The 20,686-nt window shown below is 46.9% G+C and carries 22 protein-coding genes, 1 tRNA gene and 1 pseudogene; 17 read left to right on the top strand and 7 right to left on the bottom strand.

Annotated features, from left to right (window positions below; genetic code table 11):
* On the top strand, positions 1 to 1,362 hold the full coding sequence (locus ACYQ1O_RS09360) for a sigma-54-dependent transcriptional regulator (protein ID WP_459991397.1): 1,362 nt from the start codon (positions 1 to 3) through the stop codon (positions 1,360 to 1,362).
* A gap of 136 nt (positions 1,363 to 1,498) precedes the next feature.
* Positions 1,499 to 2,581: a beta-galactosidase gene (locus ACYQ1O_RS09355; RefSeq protein WP_459991396.1), complete on the top strand. Its 1,083-nt coding sequence runs from the start codon at positions 1,499 to 1,501 to the stop codon at positions 2,579 to 2,581.
* Between the two features lie 57 nt (positions 2,582 to 2,638).
* Here the strand turns inward: ACYQ1O_RS09355 and ACYQ1O_RS09350 are convergent, their stop codons facing one another.
* On the bottom strand, positions 2,639 to 3,133 hold the full coding sequence (locus ACYQ1O_RS09350) for a DUF4240 domain-containing protein (RefSeq protein WP_459991395.1): 495 nt from the start codon (positions 3,131 to 3,133) through the stop codon (positions 2,639 to 2,641).
* A 260-nt stretch (positions 3,134 to 3,393) separates the two neighbouring features.
* Between ACYQ1O_RS09350 and ACYQ1O_RS09345 the strand changes: the two genes are divergently transcribed.
* A complete protein-coding gene (locus tag ACYQ1O_RS09345) occupies positions 3,394 to 4,254 on the top strand; it encodes an NAD(P)-dependent oxidoreductase (RefSeq protein WP_459991394.1) in 861 nt (286 codons plus the stop codon).
* Positions 4,255 to 4,289: 35 nt separating this feature from the next.
* Here the strand turns inward: ACYQ1O_RS09345 and ACYQ1O_RS09340 are convergent, their stop codons facing one another.
* Positions 4,290 to 5,297: a DUF475 domain-containing protein gene (locus ACYQ1O_RS09340; RefSeq protein ID WP_459991393.1), complete on the bottom strand. Its 1,008-nt coding sequence runs from the start codon at positions 5,295 to 5,297 to the stop codon at positions 4,290 to 4,292.
* A gap of 234 nt (positions 5,298 to 5,531) precedes the next feature.
* Between ACYQ1O_RS09340 and ACYQ1O_RS09335 the strand changes: the two genes are divergently transcribed.
* The 9 genes from ACYQ1O_RS09335 (at position 5,532) to ACYQ1O_RS09295 (ending at position 11,495) form a co-directional block, all read left to right on the top strand.
* Positions 5,532 to 6,146 (top strand): chorismate--pyruvate lyase family protein, encoded by a 615-nt coding sequence (locus tag ACYQ1O_RS09335; protein WP_459991392.1) that lies wholly within the window; start codon positions 5,532 to 5,534, stop codon positions 6,144 to 6,146.
* Between the two features lie 33 nt (positions 6,147 to 6,179).
* Positions 6,180 to 6,413: a phosphopantetheine-binding protein gene (locus ACYQ1O_RS09330; protein WP_459991391.1), complete on the top strand. Its 234-nt coding sequence runs from the start codon at positions 6,180 to 6,182 to the stop codon at positions 6,411 to 6,413.
* A gap of 14 nt (positions 6,414 to 6,427) precedes the next feature.
* Positions 6,428 to 7,012 carry a serine O-acetyltransferase gene (locus ACYQ1O_RS09325; RefSeq protein WP_459991390.1) on the top strand — a complete coding sequence of 195 codons (585 nt, stop codon included), beginning with the start codon at positions 6,428 to 6,430 and terminating at the stop codon, positions 7,010 to 7,012.
* Positions 7,013 to 7,084: 72 nt separating this feature from the next.
* Positions 7,085 to 8,416: a glycosyltransferase family 4 protein gene (locus ACYQ1O_RS09320; RefSeq protein WP_459991389.1), complete on the top strand. Its 1,332-nt coding sequence runs from the start codon at positions 7,085 to 7,087 to the stop codon at positions 8,414 to 8,416.
* A gap of 7 nt (positions 8,417 to 8,423) precedes the next feature.
* Entirely contained in the window at positions 8,424 to 9,179 is a 756-nt protein-coding gene (locus ACYQ1O_RS09315; protein WP_459991388.1) for an HAD family hydrolase, read from the top strand.
* Between the two features lie 55 nt (positions 9,180 to 9,234).
* Positions 9,235 to 9,732 carry a low molecular weight protein-tyrosine-phosphatase gene (locus ACYQ1O_RS09310; protein ID WP_459991387.1) on the top strand — a complete coding sequence of 166 codons (498 nt, stop codon included), beginning with the start codon at positions 9,235 to 9,237 and terminating at the stop codon, positions 9,730 to 9,732.
* Positions 9,733 to 9,737: 5 nt separating this feature from the next.
* Positions 9,738 to 10,457 carry a dienelactone hydrolase family protein gene (locus ACYQ1O_RS09305; RefSeq protein ID WP_459991386.1) on the top strand — a complete coding sequence of 240 codons (720 nt, stop codon included), beginning with the start codon at positions 9,738 to 9,740 and terminating at the stop codon, positions 10,455 to 10,457.
* Positions 10,458 to 10,788: 331 nt separating this feature from the next.
* Positions 10,789 to 11,214: a hypothetical protein gene (locus ACYQ1O_RS09300; RefSeq protein ID WP_459991385.1), complete on the top strand. Its 426-nt coding sequence runs from the start codon at positions 10,789 to 10,791 to the stop codon at positions 11,212 to 11,214.
* A gap of 17 nt (positions 11,215 to 11,231) precedes the next feature.
* The gene (locus ACYQ1O_RS09295; protein ID WP_459991384.1) at positions 11,232 to 11,495 is read left to right on the top strand and encodes a hypothetical protein; all 264 of its coding nucleotides are present in this window, start codon (positions 11,232 to 11,234) and stop codon (positions 11,493 to 11,495) included.
* Positions 11,496 to 11,979: 484 nt separating this feature from the next.
* Here the strand turns inward: ACYQ1O_RS09295 and ACYQ1O_RS09290 are convergent.
* Positions 11,980 to 12,066: transfer RNA gene (locus tag ACYQ1O_RS09290), tRNA-Leu, on the bottom strand.
* 84 nt (positions 12,067 to 12,150) lie between these two features.
* On the opposite strand from ACYQ1O_RS09290, the gene queA reads away from it, so the two are divergent.
* Positions 12,151 to 13,173 (top strand): tRNA preQ1(34) S-adenosylmethionine ribosyltransferase-isomerase QueA, encoded by a 1,023-nt coding sequence (gene queA, locus ACYQ1O_RS09285; protein ID WP_459991383.1) that lies wholly within the window; start codon positions 12,151 to 12,153, stop codon positions 13,171 to 13,173.
* 78 nt (positions 13,174 to 13,251) lie between these two features.
* Here the strand turns inward: queA and ilvC are convergent, their stop codons facing one another.
* Genes ilvC through ACYQ1O_RS09270 form a run of 3 tightly spaced genes read right to left on the bottom strand, consistent with a single transcriptional unit; the run spans position 13,252 to position 16,545 of the window.
* Complete coding sequence (ilvC, locus tag ACYQ1O_RS09280) at positions 13,252 to 14,268, bottom strand: ketol-acid reductoisomerase (protein WP_459991382.1); 1,017 nt, start codon at positions 14,266 to 14,268, stop codon at positions 13,252 to 13,254.
* A 49-nt stretch (positions 14,269 to 14,317) separates the two neighbouring features.
* Positions 14,318 to 14,809 carry an acetolactate synthase small subunit gene (gene ilvN, locus ACYQ1O_RS09275; protein ID WP_459991456.1) on the bottom strand — a complete coding sequence of 164 codons (492 nt, stop codon included), beginning with the start codon at positions 14,807 to 14,809 and terminating at the stop codon, positions 14,318 to 14,320.
* A complete protein-coding gene (locus tag ACYQ1O_RS09270; protein WP_459991455.1) occupies positions 14,809 to 16,545 on the bottom strand; it encodes an acetolactate synthase 3 large subunit in 1,737 nt (578 codons plus the stop codon). The genes ilvN and ACYQ1O_RS09270 overlap by 1 nt, the downstream gene beginning before the upstream one ends.
* Before the next feature lie 363 nt (positions 16,546 to 16,908).
* Here ACYQ1O_RS09270 and ACYQ1O_RS09265 point away from each other — a divergent pair, with 363 nt between their 5' ends.
* The 4 genes from ACYQ1O_RS09265 to ACYQ1O_RS09250 all read left to right on the top strand — a co-directional run bounded on the left by ACYQ1O_RS09265 (position 16,909) and on the right by ACYQ1O_RS09250 (position 19,937).
* The gene (locus tag ACYQ1O_RS09265; protein ID WP_459991381.1) at positions 16,909 to 17,955 is read left to right on the top strand and encodes a lytic murein transglycosylase; all 1,047 of its coding nucleotides are present in this window, start codon (positions 16,909 to 16,911) and stop codon (positions 17,953 to 17,955) included.
* Between the two features lie 5 nt (positions 17,956 to 17,960).
* Positions 17,961 to 18,812, top strand: coding sequence for a carboxylating nicotinate-nucleotide diphosphorylase (nadC, locus tag ACYQ1O_RS09260; RefSeq protein ID WP_459991380.1), 852 nt, complete (start codon positions 17,961 to 17,963; stop codon positions 18,810 to 18,812).
* On the top strand, positions 18,809 to 19,288 hold the full coding sequence (locus tag ACYQ1O_RS09255; RefSeq protein ID WP_459991379.1) for a flavin reductase family protein: 480 nt from the start codon (positions 18,809 to 18,811) through the stop codon (positions 19,286 to 19,288). The genes nadC and ACYQ1O_RS09255 overlap by 4 nt, the downstream gene beginning before the upstream one ends.
* Before the next feature lie 184 nt (positions 19,289 to 19,472).
* Positions 19,473 to 19,937, top strand: a complete 465-nt coding sequence (locus tag ACYQ1O_RS09250) for an SRPBCC family protein (protein WP_459991378.1) — start codon at positions 19,473 to 19,475, stop codon at positions 19,935 to 19,937.
* A gap of 139 nt (positions 19,938 to 20,076) precedes the next feature.
* Here ACYQ1O_RS09250 and ACYQ1O_RS09245 read toward each other — a convergent pair.
* Positions 20,077 to 20,625, bottom strand: a pseudogene (locus ACYQ1O_RS09245) (REP-associated tyrosine transposase).
* Between the last annotated feature and the right edge of the window lie 61 nt (positions 20,626 to 20,686).

The following is a 20,686-nucleotide window of genomic DNA, read 5'->3' as shown; positions in this document are numbered from 1 at the left end:
ATGCCCAAACAAACCATTCTTGTTGTGGACGATGAACCCAAAATGCGCCGCCTTTTGGAGATTATGCTCACGCAAATGGATTATGACGTATTGCAAGCCGCTGACGGACGTGAGGCGTATGAGATTTTGTCCGAACAAGCCGCCGATTTGGTGATTACCGATTTGCGTATGCCTAATCTGGACGGTATTGGTTTACTGCGGCAATTGCGGGAACACAACTACGATATTCCGGTGATTGTGGTCACCGCATACGGCACGGTGGAAAGTGCTGTCGATGCGATGCGCTATGGCGCTAGCGATTATATCGTAAGGCCTTTTGAGATGGATGCCGTCACCGCTGCCGTGCAACGCGCCTTACGTTTAGGAAAAGTGCAGCGCGAAAACCGCTATTTGCGCCAACAAGTCGAACAAGGCTGGCATGGTTTTATTGGCAATAGCCCCGCGATGCAAGCCGTTTATACGCAAATTGAACAAGTTGCCGCCACTAAAACCAGTGTGCTGATCCAAGGCGAAACTGGTACCGGCAAAGAACTGGTGGCGCGCGCTATCCACAATGCTTCAGCGCGTGCCAAGGCTTTGTTTGTTTCCATTAATTGCGCTGCGATTCCCGCCACCATTTTAGAAAGCGAACTGTTTGGCTATAACAAAGGCGCGTTTACCGGCGCTAACAAAGTCCATGTCGGTAAGTTTGAATTGGCGGATGGTGGTACCTTGTTTTTGGACGAAATCACCGAAATGGACATCAATCTGCAAGCCAAACTCTTGCGGGTTTTGCAAGAACGTACCTTGGAGCGGCTCGGCAGCAACCAGACCATTAGCATTGATGTCCGTGTCATCGCCGCTTCTAACCGCAACCCGCGCCAAGCCATCAGCGAACAAAAACTGCGCGAGGATTTGTTCTACCGCCTGAATGTTTTCACCATAGCCTTGCCGCCATTGCGCGAACGCCAAGAGGACATTTTGTTGCTGGCGCGTTTTTTCTTGGATAAACATGCCCGTGATTTTGGCTTTAGTTTTGAAGGTATCGAAGCGGATGCCGAAGCTTGCTTGCTGGCCTACCGTTGGCCCGGCAATGTCCGCGAGCTGGAAAATATGATGGAGCGCGCGATTGTCTTAAGCGGCGGTAAAATTATCGGCATCAAACATTTGCCCGCCGATGTGCTGGAAGATAACGCGCCCAGTCTAACGAATTCGGCAGAACGGGCGATCAGTTGCTTTGGCTTGAACGAACAAGTGGAAGCCTTGGAAAAGCAATTGATACAGCAAGCCTTGACTGCCACCAACGACAATAAGGCCAAAGCCGCGCAGTTATTGGATATCAGTGAGCGGTCATTGTGGTACAAGATTAAAAAATATTTTTAGTGAACAGGCTGACTTACTATTGTTTTTCGAGTCCTAAGTTCAGATAAGGATCATCCGTATTGAGTCGATTGGAACGTCTGCACACAGCCCGTTAACCCAGAAACCGCAGGAAGCGTAACCATGTGAGGTAAAACGAATGAAAATGCTAAAAAATACTTGTTTATTCTTGTTCGGCTTCATTATTTTAACGGTAATGCCGTCTTGCTCCGTGCCAGCCAAAGCAGAAGTTACGGTCAAACCGGTGGGGGTATATGCGCTGGTGGCGGCAAGAATAAAAACAGCATCAGAGATTATTAATAACCCCAACGTTGCGGGTGTGGTCATCCGCGATAAGTGGCCTTTAATTGAAGCGAGCAAAGGCGTGTACGATTGGAGTTATTTTGATAACGAGCTGGCAAGATTATCGGCAAGCGATAAAAAAATCATGCTCTTGGCCATTTCAGGCAGTAGTGTCGGTAGTCCTGAATGGCTATATGGTTTGGGCGTAAAAAGTTTCAGTTTTGCCAAAGACGGTAAGCAGCAAAAAATCCCGTTGTTTTGGGATCCTATTTTTCTTGAACAGAAAAAACAATTCATCCGTGTTTTAGGTGCGCGCTACACCAACAACCGGCAAATCGTTTCAATCCATGCCCATTGCCTTAACGCCAACACCGATGATTGGTCGGTGCCTTCCACCAGCCAAGATGTCAGTAACTTGTTGTCTTTAGGGTATTCCAGCGAAAAAGTGATTGATATTTGTAAACAAATTATTGATGTCACGATGACGGCATTCCCAAACCAAGTCGTTCGGATGGCGGTTGGCACTATTGTTAGGCCGATGGATACCGCCCGAGCCGATATTGATTATGTCCAAAAACAAATCATCGCCTATGCCAATGCCACTTACCCAGGACGTTTCTATGCCCAACGGCACAGTTTAAATGCGCTCAGCCCCGACCCGCTGACCGCAGCCGCTGGCGACAACATGGGTGGATGGCGTGTGTTGTACGATAGTCGCCCCAATATTGCCGCGCAAATGCTCTGGCGTGTCAGTAACGACACCAGCTGCCGTATGAACAAAGGCATCAGTCCGTGCGACCCTAAAACGATGCTGGCAAGCGCTGTTAACATTGCGGTCGATTACGGTATGCAGTATTTGGAAATTTACCAGGAAGATATAAGGCAACCGGAGTTGGCAGGCGTGGTTGCCGATGCCGCACGGCGTTTGGGTAAGCCTTAGTTTTTGATGGCTGCACTGACGCGATAGCTTGCAAGCTTCAGTGCAGCCAATAAGGGGTTAAGAATACTTGGCATCCAGTTTGGGCAGCAAATCCGCCAAGTCATCTTCATCCCACTCTTCGCCAGAAGGGTCGCTGGGATGCGCGGACTTCCTGGGTGGCACATCGCCCGCTGCCAGTTCCACGCCGTCGCTGACCGCATATTGAATGCCTTCATAGCACCAATCGTAATCATCGTCGGTTTCAACCTCGGCTAATGAATCGGGGTCGGACAGGGCTTGTTCAAAAATGCTTTGGCCTTGTGCGATCAGCGAGGATCTAAAATCCATAAAAGAATCATCGCCACAACCGCCGTTGATGATGTAAGCCGCCGCCCACAACTCCCAAGAATAGGCTTTGTCCATCATTTCGTTAAACAAGTGCGAAAAGTCAATGGCGTCTTGCTTGCTTAATTGCGCGGCTTTATCTTTAATCAGCTCGCATTTGACATCCATATCGCCGTTTGCTGCTTGATTCACTTCATCAAAAAACTGCCAAAATGCTTGTTCGTTCATGTGATTGCCTCGTGATTAGTTGTGTACGTGGTTTGGACGGGGGCATTCTACTCTGCCTTTGTAAATGTCCAGAGGTAATTGTAATGAACAGATGAAGCCAATGGCTTTGAATTTAGCGTGTTAAATATAGTGAGGTGCGGAAATGAGCGGCTATCGCATTCAATGCTGTTTGGATAAGGTATAGTTCACTTAATGCAGTGCAATAAAGTTTTATCAATTGGCATCAGGTTTAAACAGCCACACTTATCAGGAGAAATACCATGCAAGCAGGCATGATTGGTTTAGGGGCAATGGGTTTGGGGATGGCGGCTAATGTCGCGGCTGGCGGTTATTTAAGTGCTGTCTACAACCGCACGGCGGCAAAAGCTTACGATTTTGCCGAGCAGCTGGATGTGATTGTTTATGAGCAGCCCGCACAGCTTGCCGCTGCGGTGGATGTGGTGCTGATGTGCGTGTCTGCCGATGCCGATGTCTTGGCGGTTGTGGAGGCGATTGCCGAAACAGTCAGGCCAGGCACGGTGGTGGTCGATATGTCTACGGTCAGCAAAGAGACGGCCATTCAAGCAGCGGCAATTTTACAAGCCAAGCAAGTGGATTTTCTGGATGCGCCAGTGTCGGGCGGTGTGGAAGGGGCGAAGAACGGCACCTTGTCGATGATGGTGGGCGGTTCGAACCAAGCTTTGGATAAAGCCCGTCCGGTTTTGGAAACCATGACTGCGCGTATTTTGCATATCGGCCCGACGGGTTCCGGGCAGGCAACTAAGGCGGTCAATCAAATTATGTGTGCCGGGATTAACCAAGCGGTGACCGAAGCTTTAGCTTTTGCCGAGGCGCAAGCTTTGCCGATGGCACAAGTGTTGGCGGCGGTGTCAGGCGGTGCGGCGGGCAATTGGTTTCTTGACCATCGTGGCGCAACCATGACGAACGGCACGTTTGCACCGGGGTTTAAGCTGGCTTTGCATCATAAAGATTTGTTGATTTGCCAAGCGATGGCGGATCAGGTGGGGTTGCCGTTACCGGTAACGGATGCCACTGTGCTGGCTTATAAGGAACTGATGGCTGCGGGTTTTGGGGATGAGGATATTTCGGCTTTGTTCCGTTTAAAACGTAAGTTGGGCTGATGATCCTTAAAGCCCAACTTACGGCAACGGATTAATTAATCGGCGTGATGCTTTTTGTAATGGATGGATGACATGACCGATAAGCCAATCAGTACCGCACCGACTAATCCTGTGACCACTTCCGGTACATGATAGGTCATGCTAATCAGCATGATGGCCGCCAATGTGCCGATAGCATAATGGGCGCCGTGTTCTAAGAATACGTATTCGTCCAAAGTACCTTGGCGAACCAAGAAGACGGTCAAGCTCCGTACAAACATGGCGCCAATGGCTAAACCCAGCATGATGATGATGACGTCTTGGGTGATGGCAAACGCACCGATTACACCATCGAACGAGAAGGATGCATCCAGTACTTCCAAATATAAGAAGCTCATCATGCCAGCTTTTTTGATATTGCCGGCGAGCTGCTCGCCTTCTTCTTCGTCTTCAAACAAAGCCGCCAAGCTGTCAACGATTACATACAGGATTACCCCAAAAGTGCCGGATACTAAGGCTTCGTGGCGGATGGCTTCAGGAAGCCAGTACTGGGTAAGCATCAGTAAAGACAAGGCGAGGATGATTTCGATGGATTCCAATTTGCCGAAGTGGGCAAGTTTTTCTTCAATCTTGCCTAGCCAATGCAATTCTTTGCCTTCGTCAAAGATGAACGAGAAGAATACCATCAGCAAAAACATGCCACCGAATGCGGCAATTTGTACGTGGGATTCTTCCAAATGTTTGGCGTAAGTTTCAGGGTTGCTTAAGGCCATTTCACCGACACCCACAAAGCCAATGCCGGTTGCAGCCGATACGATGGCAATAGGGAAAACTAAACGCATGCCGAAAACGGCAATCAAAATACCCCAGGTTAAAAAATATTGCTGCCAACGTTCGTCCATACGCTTTAAGATAGAAGCGTTGACGACGGCATTGTCAAACGACAGGCTGACTTCCAGCACCCCCAGAATAAGCGCGATAGCAGCGCCGGTTACGCCAGACCAGTAAAAAGCAGCTGCCAAACAGATGGCAGTAACGATAATAGAAAGTCGGAAATGTTGCATAGTTTGCTCAGTAATTTGATGATTAACGTTATTATTTAATCCTCTAACTACAATTAAAGCAACTTTAATGAAGTTCTGTTTTAATAGGAAACAATTTAGTTCATAAACAGATATAGTTTTTTATTAGTCTATAGCGTAGTTTTAACAATAGTTTTTTATAAAGGATAGCAGTTGATTTATAGAATACGAGCGGTTGGGTAATTTTTTTCTGAATGACAATGGAGCTAATTGCATATGCTGAAAGATTTATACGACAAACGTGAAGATGATGGCATCCAAGATTGTTTCCGTAGCGATGGTTACATTCAAGGAATCAGTCTTGGATGTGATGACAATAGCCGTATTGCAATGGAAGATATTCCGCCCTTCCTCCGTACCATTCTAATAACCGATGGCACGGTCACCAAAAGTTTGGAGGCCTATTACTGGGAACCTGTTATTGTCGATATGGCATACCAGAATGTAGAGAAAACCGAGCAGCCTATTGTTTGGCTTAAAGCTGAAACAGGTGAGGAGGTCTTGCTTAGGGATGTACGGCTCAGAGGTAAAAATTCAGGTAATTGTTATGCCAATGCTTTTTCAGTGATACATCACCAGCTTTTGCCCGAAAATCTGCGTGATGGTTTGCTGGCTGGGTCTTTAGGAATTGGCATGTTGATTAGGGATTGCGGTCTTGAAACCTATCGCCAAATATTGGATGTTGGTGTTAAAAAACAAATGCTGGGACAGGTAAACATCGACCAGCCAACCGGAAAACACGATTATGTGTTTAGGACTTACCGAATTTATATTGCCCATGAACCGGTAATCATCATCACCGAGAGTTTTCCTTGGCGGATATATTGCTAACTTTACTTTTTTAGTACCTAACAGAGACTAATAATGGAACAACAAACATCGATGACACTCGTCAGAAATCTGGTTTCTCTTGTAAAAGGGGAGAGTTATGAAGGCTATGACGAAAACGCCCCTTTGGAACTGGATTCAATCAACCGTATCAGCTTAATTTCGGAAATTGAGAACGAACTTGACCAGGAAATAGATTTTGATGCTTTTTCACCAGAAATCTTCAGTAGCCTGGCCAATTTATGCAAATTTATTGAGGAGATCAGGTAATGGGCTTTACTGAATTGTTGGCTTTAATTAAGTCAGATATTGACCTTAAAAAAAACTGGTTTCTCAAAAATGATAGCTGGATGACTAAAAACGTTAGAGTTTTTATGGAGCCAGGAACTATTGCCGTTATTGTTTATCGTTATGGACATTGGGTACACCAACAAAAATCACCTTTTATTAAGTTTCCCTTGATGTTGCCTTATTTAGCCGCATGGTTTTTGGTGGTGATCTGTTTTGGGATTTACATTAATGTCCACATGAAAGTGGGGAAGGGTTTTGCCATCCATAATTTTTCCGGCATTTTTTTACCTAAAACCACAGTGGGCGATAACTTTATTGTCTTCCAAAATGTCACAGTAGGGCATTTACGTGGTCAGGCAGGAAGGCCTCCTAAAATTGGCAACAATGTTTTTTTAGGGGCGGGCGCCAAAGTAATGGGCGATATTACCATCGGCAACAATGTGGTAGTGGGGGCTAACTCTTTGGTGATTAACAATGTTCCTGATGGCTGCTCGGTTGTAGGGGTGCCTGCACGCATCGTTTCCCGCGACACCGAGTGGATGGAAGAAAAACTGGCCGGTAAAGGCGACCATTGGTAGTCGTTTGCGGCTAAAAAACCATATCCTCGCTTTTTAAGCAAGGGTTGCAGTGATTCAATATGTGAGCTATTTATGAAAAATCTTCGAATTGTAATGATTGCCGCTTGCCCATTCCCTGCCAACCACGGAACACCAGGAGCCATCCGTGAATTAGCCATGTACTTGGTCCGCCAAGGGCATGAAGTGCATGTTGTGACTTATCCTGATTACGAAGAGGGTATTCCCATTGATGGGTTAATTATTCATCGGGTGCTTCCGGCGAAAAAAAGCCAAAAAATTGTTATTGGCCCATCGCTAGGCCGATTGGTCAATGACTTCTTCCTCATTCCAAAATTGCTGCAAGTCATTTGGAAATACAACATCAATATTATCCACGCCCATAACTACGAAGCGACTATTGCCGGTGCAATTGCCAAATTGTTTACCCGTCGCCGCTTGGTGTATAACGGCGTTAATAGCATGTTTGATGAGTTGCCAACTTACGAATTCTTTAAATCAAAGGCGACAGCCCGCAGGCTGGGCAAGTTTTTGGATAAGGTTGTGCCCAATCTTGCCGATATGCTGATGTTGCTTTCTGATGAGTTGAAGGCTTATCTGATTGACGAAATTGGCATCAATCCTGAAAAAATTATCGTGATCCCTCCCGGTGTTGAGCCGGAAATGTTTGCAAATGGTGATGGTGATGCCGTTCGTCAGCGTCATCACCTGCAAGGTAAGCCGATAGTGATGTATACCGGCGCGTTGGAAGCCTTTCAAAAAGTCGACTATTTGTTCGATGCGATGGTTGAAGTTGTGGTAAGGATACCTGACGTGAAATTGCTGATGGTTACCAACGTCAACAATGACAAAGCGAAAGCCAAGTATGAGCAAATGGCTATCGATTTGGGTTTTTACGAAAACCTTGTTTTTGCAGACCGTGTTTCACTTAAAGAGCTGCCCGATTATTTGGCGGCGGCTGATGTCGCCGTTTTGCCAAGAACAGCCTGTCCAGGTTACCCGATAAAACTGCTAAACTATATGGCAGCAGCTAAGGCTATTGTGGCTTTTAAAGGCAGTGCCAAGGCGCTGTGCCACCGTTATAATGGCTATGTTGCCGAAGATGATGATATTCAAAGCTTTGCCAACGGCATTGTTTTGTTATTGGCAGACCCTGAAATACGCCATACCCTAGGTGAGCGTGCCAAAACCTCTATTCCAGGTGTTTTTGATTGGGATACGTTAGCCAGAGGTACGGCGCTGGTCTATGAAAAATTGCTTATAGAAAAGCAACCTTTCATCGATAAACGGTCATTAAATGGTTATCTTAAAAAGAGCTATATTCCGCAATTCAAATCCGGCTTGGCCAACACTGTTGATAGCCAACTTTTTTTACGCAACGATCCCATAGAGTTCCCTGAGTTTTAACTAAATAATGCAGACAAGCTATTTTTACGCGCTCGATTTCGATGGTGTTATCTGTGATAGCGCCATCGAAACCGGCATCACTGGCTGGAAAGCCGCCAGCCAACTTTGGGCTGATATGCCCAAGCAAGCCCCTACCGCGATCATTGATGCTTTTCGCCAAGCAAGACCCGTTATCGAAACAGGTTATGAAGCTATTCTAACGGTAAGGCTTTTGTTTTTGGGCGAAACTGTCGAAGCCATTTGCCGTAACTCCAACGAATATTTTGCCAAGTTAATGGCAAAGCACGAAATAACTACCGAACAGCTAAAAGGCTTATTTGGTGAAGTTAGGGATGCTTGGATTGCCGACAATTTAAATGATTGGATTGCCATGAATCCGTTGTTTGATGGCGTGGCAGACAAGCTTCGCAAACTCGGTGCGCATAGCCCTTGGATGGTCGTTACAACCAAGCAAGAGCGTTTTGTTAAACACATCTTATCCGCCAATGGCTTGATGTTGGCGGATGAAGCGATTTATGGCCTAGATAGAAAGCTAAGCAAAGCGCAAGTGCTGGAAGGTTTGTTATTGCAACATCCTGATAAAACTTGTGTTTTTGTCGAAGACCGTTTGCCCACCTTGTTGACAATCAAAACAACTCCCGCCTTAACCAACGTCAATTTGCAGTTTGCCTTATGGGGTTACAATACCGATGAAGACAAATTGCAGGCCGTACAAAATAATTTGCAATGCGTTTCTTTAGACGATTTTTTGCAGATAAATTAAGTGTCAAGCGCCGCCTCTTGGCGAGCCATCGTTAGCATCCAAAAGAGTACACGTAATGGAAAAAATAAAAGTATTGTTTGTTTGTATGGGCAATATCTGCCGCTCACCAACGGCGGAAGGGGTGTTTGCCAAGCTGGTTCGAGATCAACAGCTTGAACCTTTTTTTTACCTTGATTCGGCAGGTACGCACGCCAGTCATATTGGCGAGCCGCCTGATTTGCGTTCACAAAAAGCAGCCCAAGAGCGCGGCATAGAATTGGCCCATTTACGCGCCAGAAAAGTCATTAATGGCGATTTTGAAGATTTCGATTATTTGTTGGCGATGGATGATAACAACCATGCCATCTTAATGAACGCATGTCCTGAAAAATACCACCACAAAATCAAATACTTTCTTGAATATGCGCCTCAACTGGGCGAGCGCGAAGTACCTGATCCTTATTACGGTGGTCGCTTTGGCTTTGAGCGGGTTTTGGATATGGTTGAAGAGGCTTCTTTGGGCTTTTTACAGACCATGCAATCTTCTGGCAAAGTACCGCCAGCAAAAGGGTAGGTGTCATGGCAATTGTGAGTAATACCGTCGCTTATCTCGATGGTGATGTCGTTTTAGAAGCTTATTTTGCTGTTGATGATGCCATTACGGGCATACGTCCGGCAGTATTAATCAATCATACCTGGGCGGGAAGGGATGGGTTTGTTGCCGATAAGGCCAGGCAATTGGCAGAATTGGGTTATGTAGGTTTTGCTGTCGATATGTACGGCAAAGGTATTTTGGGAAGTAGTGCTGATGAAAATGCCAAACTGATGCAGCCTTTTATCGACGATAGGGCGATGCTACAAAAACGCATGTTGGCGGCATTGGCAACGGTCAAATTGTTACCGTGGGTTGATGTCAACAATATTGCCGCCATTGGGTATTGTTTTGGTGGCATGTGCGTTTTGGACTTAGCCAGAACTGACGCAGCGATTAAAGGTGTGGTCAGTTTTCATGGCTTATTGGGTGCGCCAAACAATATCTTGGACGTGTCAATTACCGCAAAAGTGCTGGCTTTGCATGGTCATGATGACCCGCTTGGCAAAGTCGGGCAAGTACTGGCATTTGAAGAGGAAATGACCGCAGCAGGGGCTGATTGGCAGTTGCATGCTTATGGGCATACCGTGCATGCATTTACCAATCCTAAGGCGAATGATCCAAACTTTGGGATGAAATACAGTCCCATTGTTGCGCAACGCGCTTGGGTATCGATGAAAAATTTTCTTGAAGAATGTTTTAGCTAGAGCTTTTATTAATTATATTGAAATAGTTGTGGGTTATCGTTCGCAGTTCTTCAATAATTAGAAATAGAGTTCTGTGAATGAATAATTTTCAAAAACAAAAGGCTTGTTGCTGGCGTCTTTTGTGATTTCGGCTTCCATGCATGCTATCCCTTCGGTTTCTGTCACTGCTGATCCGGTTGTTTTGACATTCTCAACAGTGGATGATTCCAGGCAAGACCCTGTTAGCGTTGATTCTAGTGTTAAACAGTTATCACTAGTGGGCGCAGGTAGTTGCCCGTCTCCTTCCGGTTCTACTGGGTTGGTTCCAAACCCAAAAGCATGAGCGCACATCATGCGCGCTATTAAAAGCATAAGCCCAAAATCAAAATTGCTGTTTTTTAACGGTGACATGATTATGGGTTATGGCAAGGCCTGCTCTGTTGTTACAAGAACCAGTAACGGTACTAATGAGGGGGTTGTTACTAGCCCAGCGGTAAACGATATTGTTATCTCTGACTTGATGCCGTTCTATCAACAATATGGTTTTTGGTGCGGTATGGTTGCCAATATTATGGAAAATGGTGTTTATGTTGTTCCTGTTCCAGGTAACGATGAAACGCAATGTAAGCGTTGCGGTAAGGCTGCTCAAATTGAAAATGAAAACGCTTGGCGCGATAACATGGCTGACCTGATCCTTGACCAAAGCCGTTTCAATAGCTTGGTTGGCATGTATCCACAAAACTTTACTCTAACCAACTCACCAGTAATAATGTCGTAACGACAGACCAAAAACAATTGAGCTATCCATTTGATGTTGGTACGTCACATTTTGCAGTCATCAATACGGATGCCGTAGGTCATGATGGTTATGCCCCAACAGCATGGCTGGATGCTGACTTGGCGGTTGTAGAAAGCCGTGGCGCAAAAATCATATTTATATTCGGTCATAAGGCTGCGTATTTCTATGCTTATACGGGTTCTTCACCAAGCTCTAGCTCTACCTCATCTTTAAGCAATAAAGACGGCGTTGCTGCCAATGCCTTCTGGGATGTTCGCTAAGCATAAAGCGACTTATTTCTGTGGGCATGAACACATCTATAATGTAGAAAAATTCCCAGCCAACGACTTTTCCTCAAACTTCGCTTATCAAGTGTTGGTAGGTGCGGGCAGTTCGCCTTTTGAATCTTCGGTGGATACAGGCGTTAAAACTGACCGAATGTATTCATGAGCCACTGTGCAAATTCACCAAAGCGGTAAGGCTGTGTTACGCACTTATGGCTTTGATGAAACTATGACAAATCCGGTTGAGAAGCTGTTGACATTGGAATTGCCCCATATTTAATATGGAAACAGCTTTGCCATTCAACCATTAGATTTTGCAAATAAAGTGGGGTAAGAAGCTTGGCTTTTTACTCCGCCTTTTGTATTTTTGGAGTAAATGGCTTCTATGGCAATGAAAAGTAAAACGTCAGGCAATAAAAAACCCGCTAAGCCATAAAAGCTTAGCGGGTTTTATTTCTTTGCGCGGCTCTTAACCAATCTATGGTACCGAGGGCCGGAATCGAACCGGCACGATGTCACCATCACCGGATTTTGAATCCGGCGCGTCTACCAGTTCCGCCACCCCGGCAAAGTCATTACATTATATAGGATGTAATGACTTTTGCAAGCTTTTTTGATGAAAAATATGGCTTAAGATGATAATATTTCGCTTATGAAAAAAAGTGACTTTAATTACCAACTACCCGAACATCTGATAGCCCAATATCCTTTGCAAAATAGGGCTGCCAGTCGTCTTCTTACCTTAAATCGTAGCTCCGGTCAGCTCAGTGACAAGCATTTTTGTGACTTTATTGATTTGCTGGATGCTAGCGACATTCTTGTTTTTAACGACACCAAAGTTATCCCCGCGCGGTTGTTTGGCACAAAGGCCAGTGGCGGTAAAGTAGAAATCTTAATTGAGCGTATCCAAGATGAGCATCATGCCATTGCCCATGTTAAAGCCAGCAAAGCGGCAAAAGCTGGCGCGGTTATTAACTTAGATAAAAACTATAAATGTGAAGTGCAGGGTAGGGTGGATGATTTATTTGAACTCCGTTTCATGGGTAATGACAGTATTTTGCAAATACTTGAGCAAATTGGCCATATCCCTTTGCCGCCTTATATTGAGCGTACAGATGATGAGAACGATTTGAACCGCTATCAAACCGTTTATGCCAAACAAGTGGGAGCTGTTGCTGCGCCAACCGCAGGATTGCATTTTGATTTGGCAATGATGGATAAGATTGCTGAAAAAGGAATTGCCAGCACTTTTGTTACCTTGCATGTAGGTAGTGGGACTTTTCAGCCAGTGCGTGTAGAAAACTTAGCCGATCATCTCATGCATAAGGAGTTTTACGCTGTAAGCCAAACAACAGTTGATGAAATCAATAAGGCAAGGGCCAATGGCGGGCGTGTAATAGCTATCGGTACGACCTCTGTGCGGGCTTTAGAATCGGCTTCGGTCAGCGGGCAGTTGCAATCGGGTTTTGGTGATACAGATTTATTTATTACACCAGGGTATACGTTCAAATCGGTTGATGCCCTGTTGACCAACTTCCATTTGCCAGAATCCACCTTGCTTATGTTGATAAGTGCGTTTGCCGGTTATGAGTCGGTCATGGATGCTTATCAGCATGCCATAGATCAATCTTATCGTTTCTTTAGTTACGGCGATGCCATGTTTATCGCCGACTAAGCGCCTATTATCAGAATGCAAAAAAAAGCCTGTCATCGACAGGCTTTTTTGTTTCAAGCAGTTTGTTAACAAAAATGCTTAGTTTTTGCTTTTATCAACAATTTGGTTGGCTTTGATCCAAGGCATCATGCTACGCAGTTCTCCACCAACCACTTCAATAGGATGTTCGGCGTTCAAACGGCGACGAGCTGTCATTTCTGGATAGTTGGTCATGCCTTCCATAATGAAGCGTTTGGCGTATTCGCCATTTTGGATGTTTTTCAACGCTTCGCGCATCGCCCAACGGCTTTCTTCGTTGATGACTTTTGGGCCGGTAACGTATTCGCCGTATTCCGCGTTGTTGGAAATGGAGTAGTTCATGTTGGCAATGCCGCCTTCGTACATCAAATCCACAATCAGTTTCAATTCGTGCAAACACTCAAAATAAGCCATTTCGGGTGCGTAACCCGCTTCAACCAAGGTTTCGAAACCGGCTTTAATCAATTCAACCGCACCACCGCACAATACTGCTTGTTCACCGAACAAATCCGTTTCAGCTTCATCGCGGAAAGTGGTTTCGATAATGCCAGAACGACCGCCGCCGATAGCTGATGCGTAAGACAAGCAAATGCTTTTCGCAGTGCCGGAAGCGTCTTTGTGGATAGCGATCAGGTCAGGCACGCCGCCGCCACGGACAAATTCAGAACGTACAGTGTGGCCTGGTGCTTTAGGCGCAATCATGATGACGTCCAAGTCGGCGCGTGGCACAACTTGGTTGTACAGAATAGAGAAACCGTGGGCGAAAGCCAAAGCTGCGCCTTGTTTGATGTTTGGTTCGATTTCGTTTTTGTACAGTTGTGATTGGAATTCGTCTGGAGTCAAAATCATGACGATGTCGGCGTCAGCTACGGCGGCAGCCACTTCTTTAACAGCTAAGCCGTGTGCTTCTGCTTTAGCAACGGAAGCCGAGCCTGCGCGTAAGCCAACAACCACGTCAACGCCAGATTCTTTCAGGTTCAGTGCGTGGGCATGGCCTTGTGAGCCGTAACCAATGATCGCCACTTTTTTGGCTTTGATGATCGAAAGGTCAGCGTCTTTGTCATAATAAACTTGCATGGTTTTTCCTATGTTTTTCTTAGGTTTAAATAAAATGTTAAGGTGGCGGTTATAAATGCAGGCCTTGTTCGCCACGGGAAATGCCGGTAGCACCGGAACGGACGACTTCTATGATGGTTTCGGCATCCAGCGTTGCCACAAAAGCATCCAGCTTTTCTGATGTGCCTGTCACTTCAATGATGTAAATTTTGGCGCTGACATCAATGATTTTGCCACGGAATATTTCCGCCAAACTCCTGATTTCGTTACGTGATTGCTCTCCGGCTTTAACTTTTACCATCATGAGTTCGCGTTCGATGTGCGAAGTTTCTGCCAAATCAATCAGTTTGACCACATCAATCAGTTTGTTCAACTGTTTGGTGATTTGTTCAATGATATTTTCATTACCGCTGGTCACCAGCGTCATTCTTGACAAACTGGGGTCTTCAGTAGGCGCAACCGTCAGTGATTCGATGTTGTAGCCGCGCGCCGAAAACAAACCGGCTACCCGCGATAATGCACCGGATTCGTTTTCAATCAAAATGGAAATGATATGTCTCATCATGCTAACTCCCTGTCTGTTTCGGTGCCGATAGCGACCCGCAATTTCATATCATGATGGCCTTTTCCGGCTTCAATCATCGGGTAAACGTTTTCGGTACGGTCGGTCATGATGTCCAAAAATACCGTGCGGTCTTTCATGGCAAAGGCTTTTTCTAAAGCAGGACGTACTTCTTCGGGTTTGTCGATACGCATGCCGACGTGTCCATAAGCTTCCGCCAACTGCACAAATTCAGGAATGGTATCCATATACGAATGCGAGTAGCGGCTTTCGTAAGTGAATTCCTGCCATTGCCTCACCATGCCCATGTAGCGGTTATTAAGGTTGATGATTTTAACCGGCGTTTTGTATTGCAAGGCCGTTGATAGCTCTTGTATGCACATTTGAATACTGGCTTCACCGGTCACACACGCCACATCTGCATTAGGAAACGCCAATTTGACACCAATGGCGGCTGGCAGGCCAAAGCCCATCGTGCCTAAACCACCAGAGTTGATCCAGCGGCGTGGCTTGTCGAAACGGTAGTATTGCGCCGCCCACATTTGATGCTGGCCCACATCGGATGTAACGTAGGCATCGCCCTTGGTCACTTCGTAAAGTTGTTCAATGACGAATTGCGGTTTAATCAGTAAAGAATCACGGTCATATTCCAAGCAATGGATAGCTTGCCACTGGCTGATTTGCAGCCACCAAGCTTCCAAGGCTTTTTTGTTGACCTTGTCTTTGCCTTCTTTTATCTGCTCAATCATGCATTCCAATACATCTTTGACTTCGCCCACAATCGGCACGTCAACTTTAACGGTTTTGGAGATGGAAGCCGGATCAATATCGATATGGATAATTTTTGCGTACGGGCAGAACTGGTCAAGCTTGCCGGTGACGCGGTCATCGAAGCGCGCGCCGATGGCAATGATGACATCGCTTTCGTGCATGGCCATATTGGCTTCGTAGGTGCCGTGCATACCCAACATGCCGACAAATTGTTTGTCAGTGGCGGGATAAGCGCCAAGCCCCATTAATGTATTGGTGACCGGATAGCCCAACAATTGGCTGAATTCAATCAGCTCGGCACAGGCTTCACCCAAAACTACGCCACCACCTGAATAAATCATTGGTTTTTTTGCGCTTAGCAACAAATCGACCGCTTTTTTAATTTGGCTTTTTGAAACCGACGTGACGGGGTTATAAGACCGCATGGTCACTTTTTTAGGGTATTTGTAAGGGACTTTTTTGTTCGGGTCGGTAATGTCTTTCGGAATATCAACCACAACTGGGCCGGGTCGGCCTGTGGTGGCGACATAAAAGGCTTTTTTGACGGTTTCCGCCAATTTGGTGACATCTTTAACCAAGAAATTATGCTTAACGCAAGGGCGGGTAATACCGACCATATCGACTTCTTGGAACGCATCGCTGCCAATGACCGGCGAGGGCACTTGACCGGAAATGACCACCATCGGGATGGAATCCATGTAAGCTGTCGCAATGCCGGTGACAGCATTGGTGGCGCCAGGGCCTGAAGTGACCAGCACCACGCCGGGTTTGCCGGTGGCGCGGGCATAGCCGTCTGCCGCATGGGTTGCGCCTTGTTCATGGCGTACCAAAATGTGTTTGACGGCATCCTGCTGGAAAATGGCATCGTACAGATGCAATACGGCTCCGCCAGGATAGCCAAAAATATATTCTACGCCTTCATCTTTAAGGCTTTGAACCAGAATTTGTGCACCGCTTAGTTCCACGCTCACCTCAATAAGCTTTATTGTAATTTTTAATCAGGCCGGATCGGTTTCAGTTTTAGCGAAACCTGCCAAAAAGCCAAGCCAATCAGCTTGTAAGCCACCCGCCATCAGGCAATCGACTATTCTACATTTTACTAGGTTCTGGATACAAATGTAATGTCAAAGTAAATGTTGATTAACACTTCAAAATACTTAATAAACTGGGAAAATAATTCGTCTTGACGGGCAATTTAAACACTCGGAATTTTGCTTATCGGGTTACTATATTAGCCATCAAATACGCCTGCCAGCCGCTGCCAAGCCAGTCCTGGCAGGCGGTTGCCCATTTTCAACAAACGCTTCATGACTTTAACGAGGTCTTCCGTGACAAAGGTTTTTTACAGACAGCTGGCTGGTTTGGCGTTGATGCTGGCATTGTTCGGCTGCGCCAGTGATTCACCAAAACCGGTACAGGAAATGCCAACCACTGCGGGCAATCCCAGTGCTTATCCGCCTGCCGCCACAACCTTTCCTATTACACCGCCCATGCCGGTTGAACCCAATCCGGCGGGTGACAATGCCTACTTTGCCAGTGGCGTTACCGGCACTTACGCCCATTCAATGGCGGTCAACAGCTTTATCCAACACATGGTCAGTACGCATGGTTTTTCGGAAAGCTACCTGAACGGTTTGTTTTCGAATGCCCAACGCCTCGATTCGGTGATAAAACTGGAAAACCCTGTTGATCCGGTCAAACAGCCGACCCGCCCTGGCAGCTGGACCCGTTACCGCAACAAATTTTTAACCGATGCGCACATCAGCAACGGCGTGGAATTTTGGCGCAACAACGCCGATGCCATCGAACGCGCCAGCCAAACTTACCATGTCGATCCTGAATACATCGTCGGCATCATTGGCGTAGAAACCTATTTCGGCAAAAATTTTGGCAGAACCCGCATTTTTGATGCCTTGACCACCTTGTCTTTCGACACCTACCGCCGTTCCAAATATTTTATGTCCGAGCTGGAAAACTTCCTGCTGATGGCGCGTGATGAAGGCTTTGACCCCAAACAACCGCAAGGTTCTTGGGCCGGTGCAATGGGCTACGGGCAGTTTATGCCCAGCAGCTTCCGCCGCTTGGCGGTCGATTTTAACCAAGATGGCCGCCGCGATTTATGGCATCCGCACGATGCCATTGGCAGTGTCGCCCATTATTTTTCGCGCAACGGCTGGCAATACCATAGCCCGGTCACCAAACCCGCACGTCCTTCCAACGATCCGGCTGTCATCGAACTCAGCACGGTCGAAGGCAACGAATATTGGTATACGCACCCCAACTTTAAAGTCATCAAAAAATACAACAACAGCAACAAATATGCGATGGCAGTCCACCAACTGGCCCAAGCCATCAAAGCCCGTTATCTCAACTAAACAGCATGGCACCATTACCTCCTATTGATATACAGGCTTTTTTAGCCGAAGACATCGGCAGCGGCGATTTGACCGCTGCCATTATTCCGGCAACGCTGTCGGCAACCGCCGAAGTAATAACCCGCGAAGCTATGCTGATCTGTGGACAAGCTTGGTTTAATGCCGTTTTTGCCGAATTGGATACAGCCGTCCGCATCGAATGGCAAGTGCAAGAAGGTGATTTTGTCGGCGCAGATACTTTGCTGTGCAAAATTTCCGGCTCAGCCCGCGCTTTGCTGACGGGCGAACGCACGGCACTTAACCTGCTGCAAACCTTATCGGCGACCGCCACCGTGGCAAAAAGCTATGCCGATGCGGTTGCAGGCACGGCCTGTAAAGTGCTGGACACCCGCAAAACCCTGCCCGGATTGCGCTTGGCGCAAAAATACGCCGTCGCTTGCGGCGGCTGCCATAACCACCGCATCGGCCTTTACGATGGCGTGTTGATTAAAGAAAACCACATCATTGCCGCAGGCTCCATCGCCAATGCTGTCAAGCTGGCAAAAGCCCATAGCGCGGTGCCGGTTGAAGTTGAAGTCGAATCACTGGCGGAATTGCAGCAAGCCATCGCCGCCCAGCCCGAACGCATCATGCTCGACAACTTTAGCCTTGCCGACCTGCGCACCGCCGTTGGCATCAACCAACAAGCTACCGACAACACGGGCAAAGCCATTGAATTGGAAGCCTCCGGCAATATCAGCTTAGATATCCTCCGCAGCATTGCCGAAACCGGTGTTGACTTCATCTCCATTGGTGCGCTGACTAAAAACATCAAAGCCATCGACTTATCCATGCGTATCCAACTGGTGCAGGCATGATCGACAACCCCGCCAACTTATTCAAACAAATCAGCCACGGCGTTTACGTCATTGGCGTAACCGACGGCAAACGCGAAAACGCCTTTACAGCCGCCTGGGTGATGCAAGTGTCCTTCCAGCCGCCCTTGCTGGCCTTTAGCATCAACCCCGCCAACTTCTCTTACCAACTGCTGCAGGCGAGCAAAGTCTGTACCGTCAACGTGCTAGGCCAAAACCACTACGCCATCGCCGAACACTTCGGGCGTAGCGGCTTAGCCGACAAAATGACAGGTTACAGCTGGCAAAAAGCACAAACTGGCGCGCCCATTTTGGCAGATTGCTTAGTGTATTTTGATTGCAAAGTCAGCCACTTCACCGACGCAGGCGACCACAAAATTGCCGTTTGCGAAGTGCAAGATGCCGCCTGGCTGAACGCAGGCAGACCCATGCTGTACAACCAAACCGGCGAAATGGATGGCAGTGAAAAGTTGTATTGATAAGGAGAGTAGGGGAGCAAGCTATTTTGCCTGCTCATTCAAAATAAAGATCTTTGTTAAATCCAACTTGTGAATTAACAAATATCCCCCAATTAAAATCAAAAAATTCAGCGCTTAAATGGACAACGCCATTTTTGCGGTATATTGAGATATAGCTTATTAACAGCTTGACTCGCCTAAATAAATGAAAATATACACCATTTACCGAAAACAACAGCTCGCCATCAGCACCTTACAAGCCTGGCAATTCCTGTCATCCCCGCATTACCTAAACCAAATCACCCCGGATTTTTTCAACATCGAAATAACCTCACCCGTACCCGATGAAATTTACGCGGGATTACTGATTAGTTACCGAATGAAAGCCGTGTTCGGCATACCGATGTCATGGCTATCGGAAATTTGCCACTGCGACCAACCGCGCCGATTTGTTTACCAACAACGCGTAGGCCCGTTTAAATTCTGGAGCCACGAAGTCAGCCTGAAAGCATGCGAGGGCGGCATTGAAGTAGAAGACATCGTTTTCTATGCCATGCCCTTCGGCTGGCTAGGTGAAGGCCTTCACGCCATACTCATCGGTGATAAATTGCAGCGGATATTCGACACCCGTTACCAGTATTTGCAAGCAAAATGGGGAATAAAAACGTAGGGTGGGCAACGCTGTTCTGCCTTTATGCCATCGAGGCCGAACGGTAGCTAATTGATTCCGTTCGTGCTGAGCTTGTCGAAGCATGAATGGAATCAATGAGTTAAGCGATTCCTTAAACGACAGATACGCATTTTAAAAATCATTCCCCAGAGGTAACAACCTCCAAATCATCCACCACACCCGCCCAATTCAACGGATAAACACCCTCAGCCACATAGCGATGGAAAGTTGAATAAGGCCAATCGGCAACGTGTTGGCAATAAACGTGTTTGACCGGGTTGTAATGCAGATAATCGGCGTGACGGTTAAAATCGGATTCGTCACGGATTTGGTGTTCCCAAAAGCGGCGTTGCCAGAGCGTGGATTCCCGATGTTTGCGTTTGGACGCATTCAGCCAATCGTCGCGGCGGTAATGTTCCCGACATTGGGTGCTGACTTGGCGTTTAATCAAACCCCAACGGCTAGAAAAATCGGCATCACCTTCCGGCAACGTCCAAACGCAATGTAAGTGGTCGGGCAACAACACTCACGCATCAATGGTGAATGGTTTTTGCTCGCGCACAGAATTGATCGCTTCCCGCAAAGCCAACCGCACGGCTTCATCACACAAAATCGGCTGGCGGCGGAAAGCCACAACCGTAAAGAAATAACACGCCCCTTGGGTGTTGGCGCGGCGGTAATTGGACATGATTTAAGCGGTTTGTGGTGTTGGTAGGGTGGGCAACGCTTTTCTGCCCACCCTACGAAGT

This window comes from Methylosoma difficile (assembly GCF_054657615.1).
The sequence above is the reverse complement of the archived record's forward strand: the minus strand, read 5'-3'. Positions and strand labels throughout refer to the sequence as shown.

Bases quoted from the DNA above. Each gene is read 5' to 3' on its own strand.
- ACYQ1O_RS09360 (WP_459991397.1), top strand. From the start codon at position 1: ATGCCCAAACAAACCATTCTTGTTGTGGACGATGAACCCAAAATGCGC.
- ACYQ1O_RS09320 (WP_459991389.1), top strand. From the start codon at position 7,085: ATGAAAAATCTTCGAATTGTAATGATTGCCGCTTGCCCATTCCCTGCC.
- ACYQ1O_RS09355 (WP_459991396.1), top strand. From the start codon at position 1,499: ATGAAAATGCTAAAAAATACTTGTTTATTCTTGTTCGGCTTCATTATT.
- ACYQ1O_RS09345 (WP_459991394.1), top strand. From the start codon at position 3,394: ATGCAAGCAGGCATGATTGGTTTAGGGGCAATGGGTTTGGGGATGGCG.
- ACYQ1O_RS09335 (WP_459991392.1), top strand. From the start codon at position 5,532: ATGCTGAAAGATTTATACGACAAACGTGAAGATGATGGCATCCAAGAT.
- ACYQ1O_RS09255 (WP_459991379.1), top strand. From the start codon at position 18,809: ATGATCGACAACCCCGCCAACTTATTCAAACAAATCAGCCACGGCGTT.
- ACYQ1O_RS09350 (WP_459991395.1), bottom strand. From the start codon at position 3,133: ATGAACGAACAAGCATTTTGGCAGTTTTTTGATGAAGTGAATCAAGCA.
- ACYQ1O_RS09330 (WP_459991391.1), top strand. From the start codon at position 6,180: ATGGAACAACAAACATCGATGACACTCGTCAGAAATCTGGTTTCTCTT.
- ilvC (WP_459991382.1), bottom strand. From the start codon at position 14,268: ATGCAAGTTTATTATGACAAAGACGCTGACCTTTCGATCATCAAAGCC.
- ilvN (WP_459991456.1), bottom strand. From the start codon at position 14,809: ATGAGACATATCATTTCCATTTTGATTGAAAACGAATCCGGTGCATTA.
- nadC (WP_459991380.1), top strand. From the start codon at position 17,961: ATGGCACCATTACCTCCTATTGATATACAGGCTTTTTTAGCCGAAGAC.
- ACYQ1O_RS09250 (WP_459991378.1), top strand. From the start codon at position 19,473: ATGAAAATATACACCATTTACCGAAAACAACAGCTCGCCATCAGCACC.
- ACYQ1O_RS09305 (WP_459991386.1), top strand. From the start codon at position 9,738: ATGGCAATTGTGAGTAATACCGTCGCTTATCTCGATGGTGATGTCGTT.
- ACYQ1O_RS09300 (WP_459991385.1), top strand. From the start codon at position 10,789: ATGCGCGCTATTAAAAGCATAAGCCCAAAATCAAAATTGCTGTTTTTT.
- ACYQ1O_RS09315 (WP_459991388.1), top strand. From the start codon at position 8,424: ATGCAGACAAGCTATTTTTACGCGCTCGATTTCGATGGTGTTATCTGT.
- ACYQ1O_RS09310 (WP_459991387.1), top strand. From the start codon at position 9,235: ATGGAAAAAATAAAAGTATTGTTTGTTTGTATGGGCAATATCTGCCGC.
- queA (WP_459991383.1), top strand. From the start codon at position 12,151: ATGAAAAAAAGTGACTTTAATTACCAACTACCCGAACATCTGATAGCC.
- ACYQ1O_RS09340 (WP_459991393.1), bottom strand. From the start codon at position 5,297: ATGCAACATTTCCGACTTTCTATTATCGTTACTGCCATCTGTTTGGCA.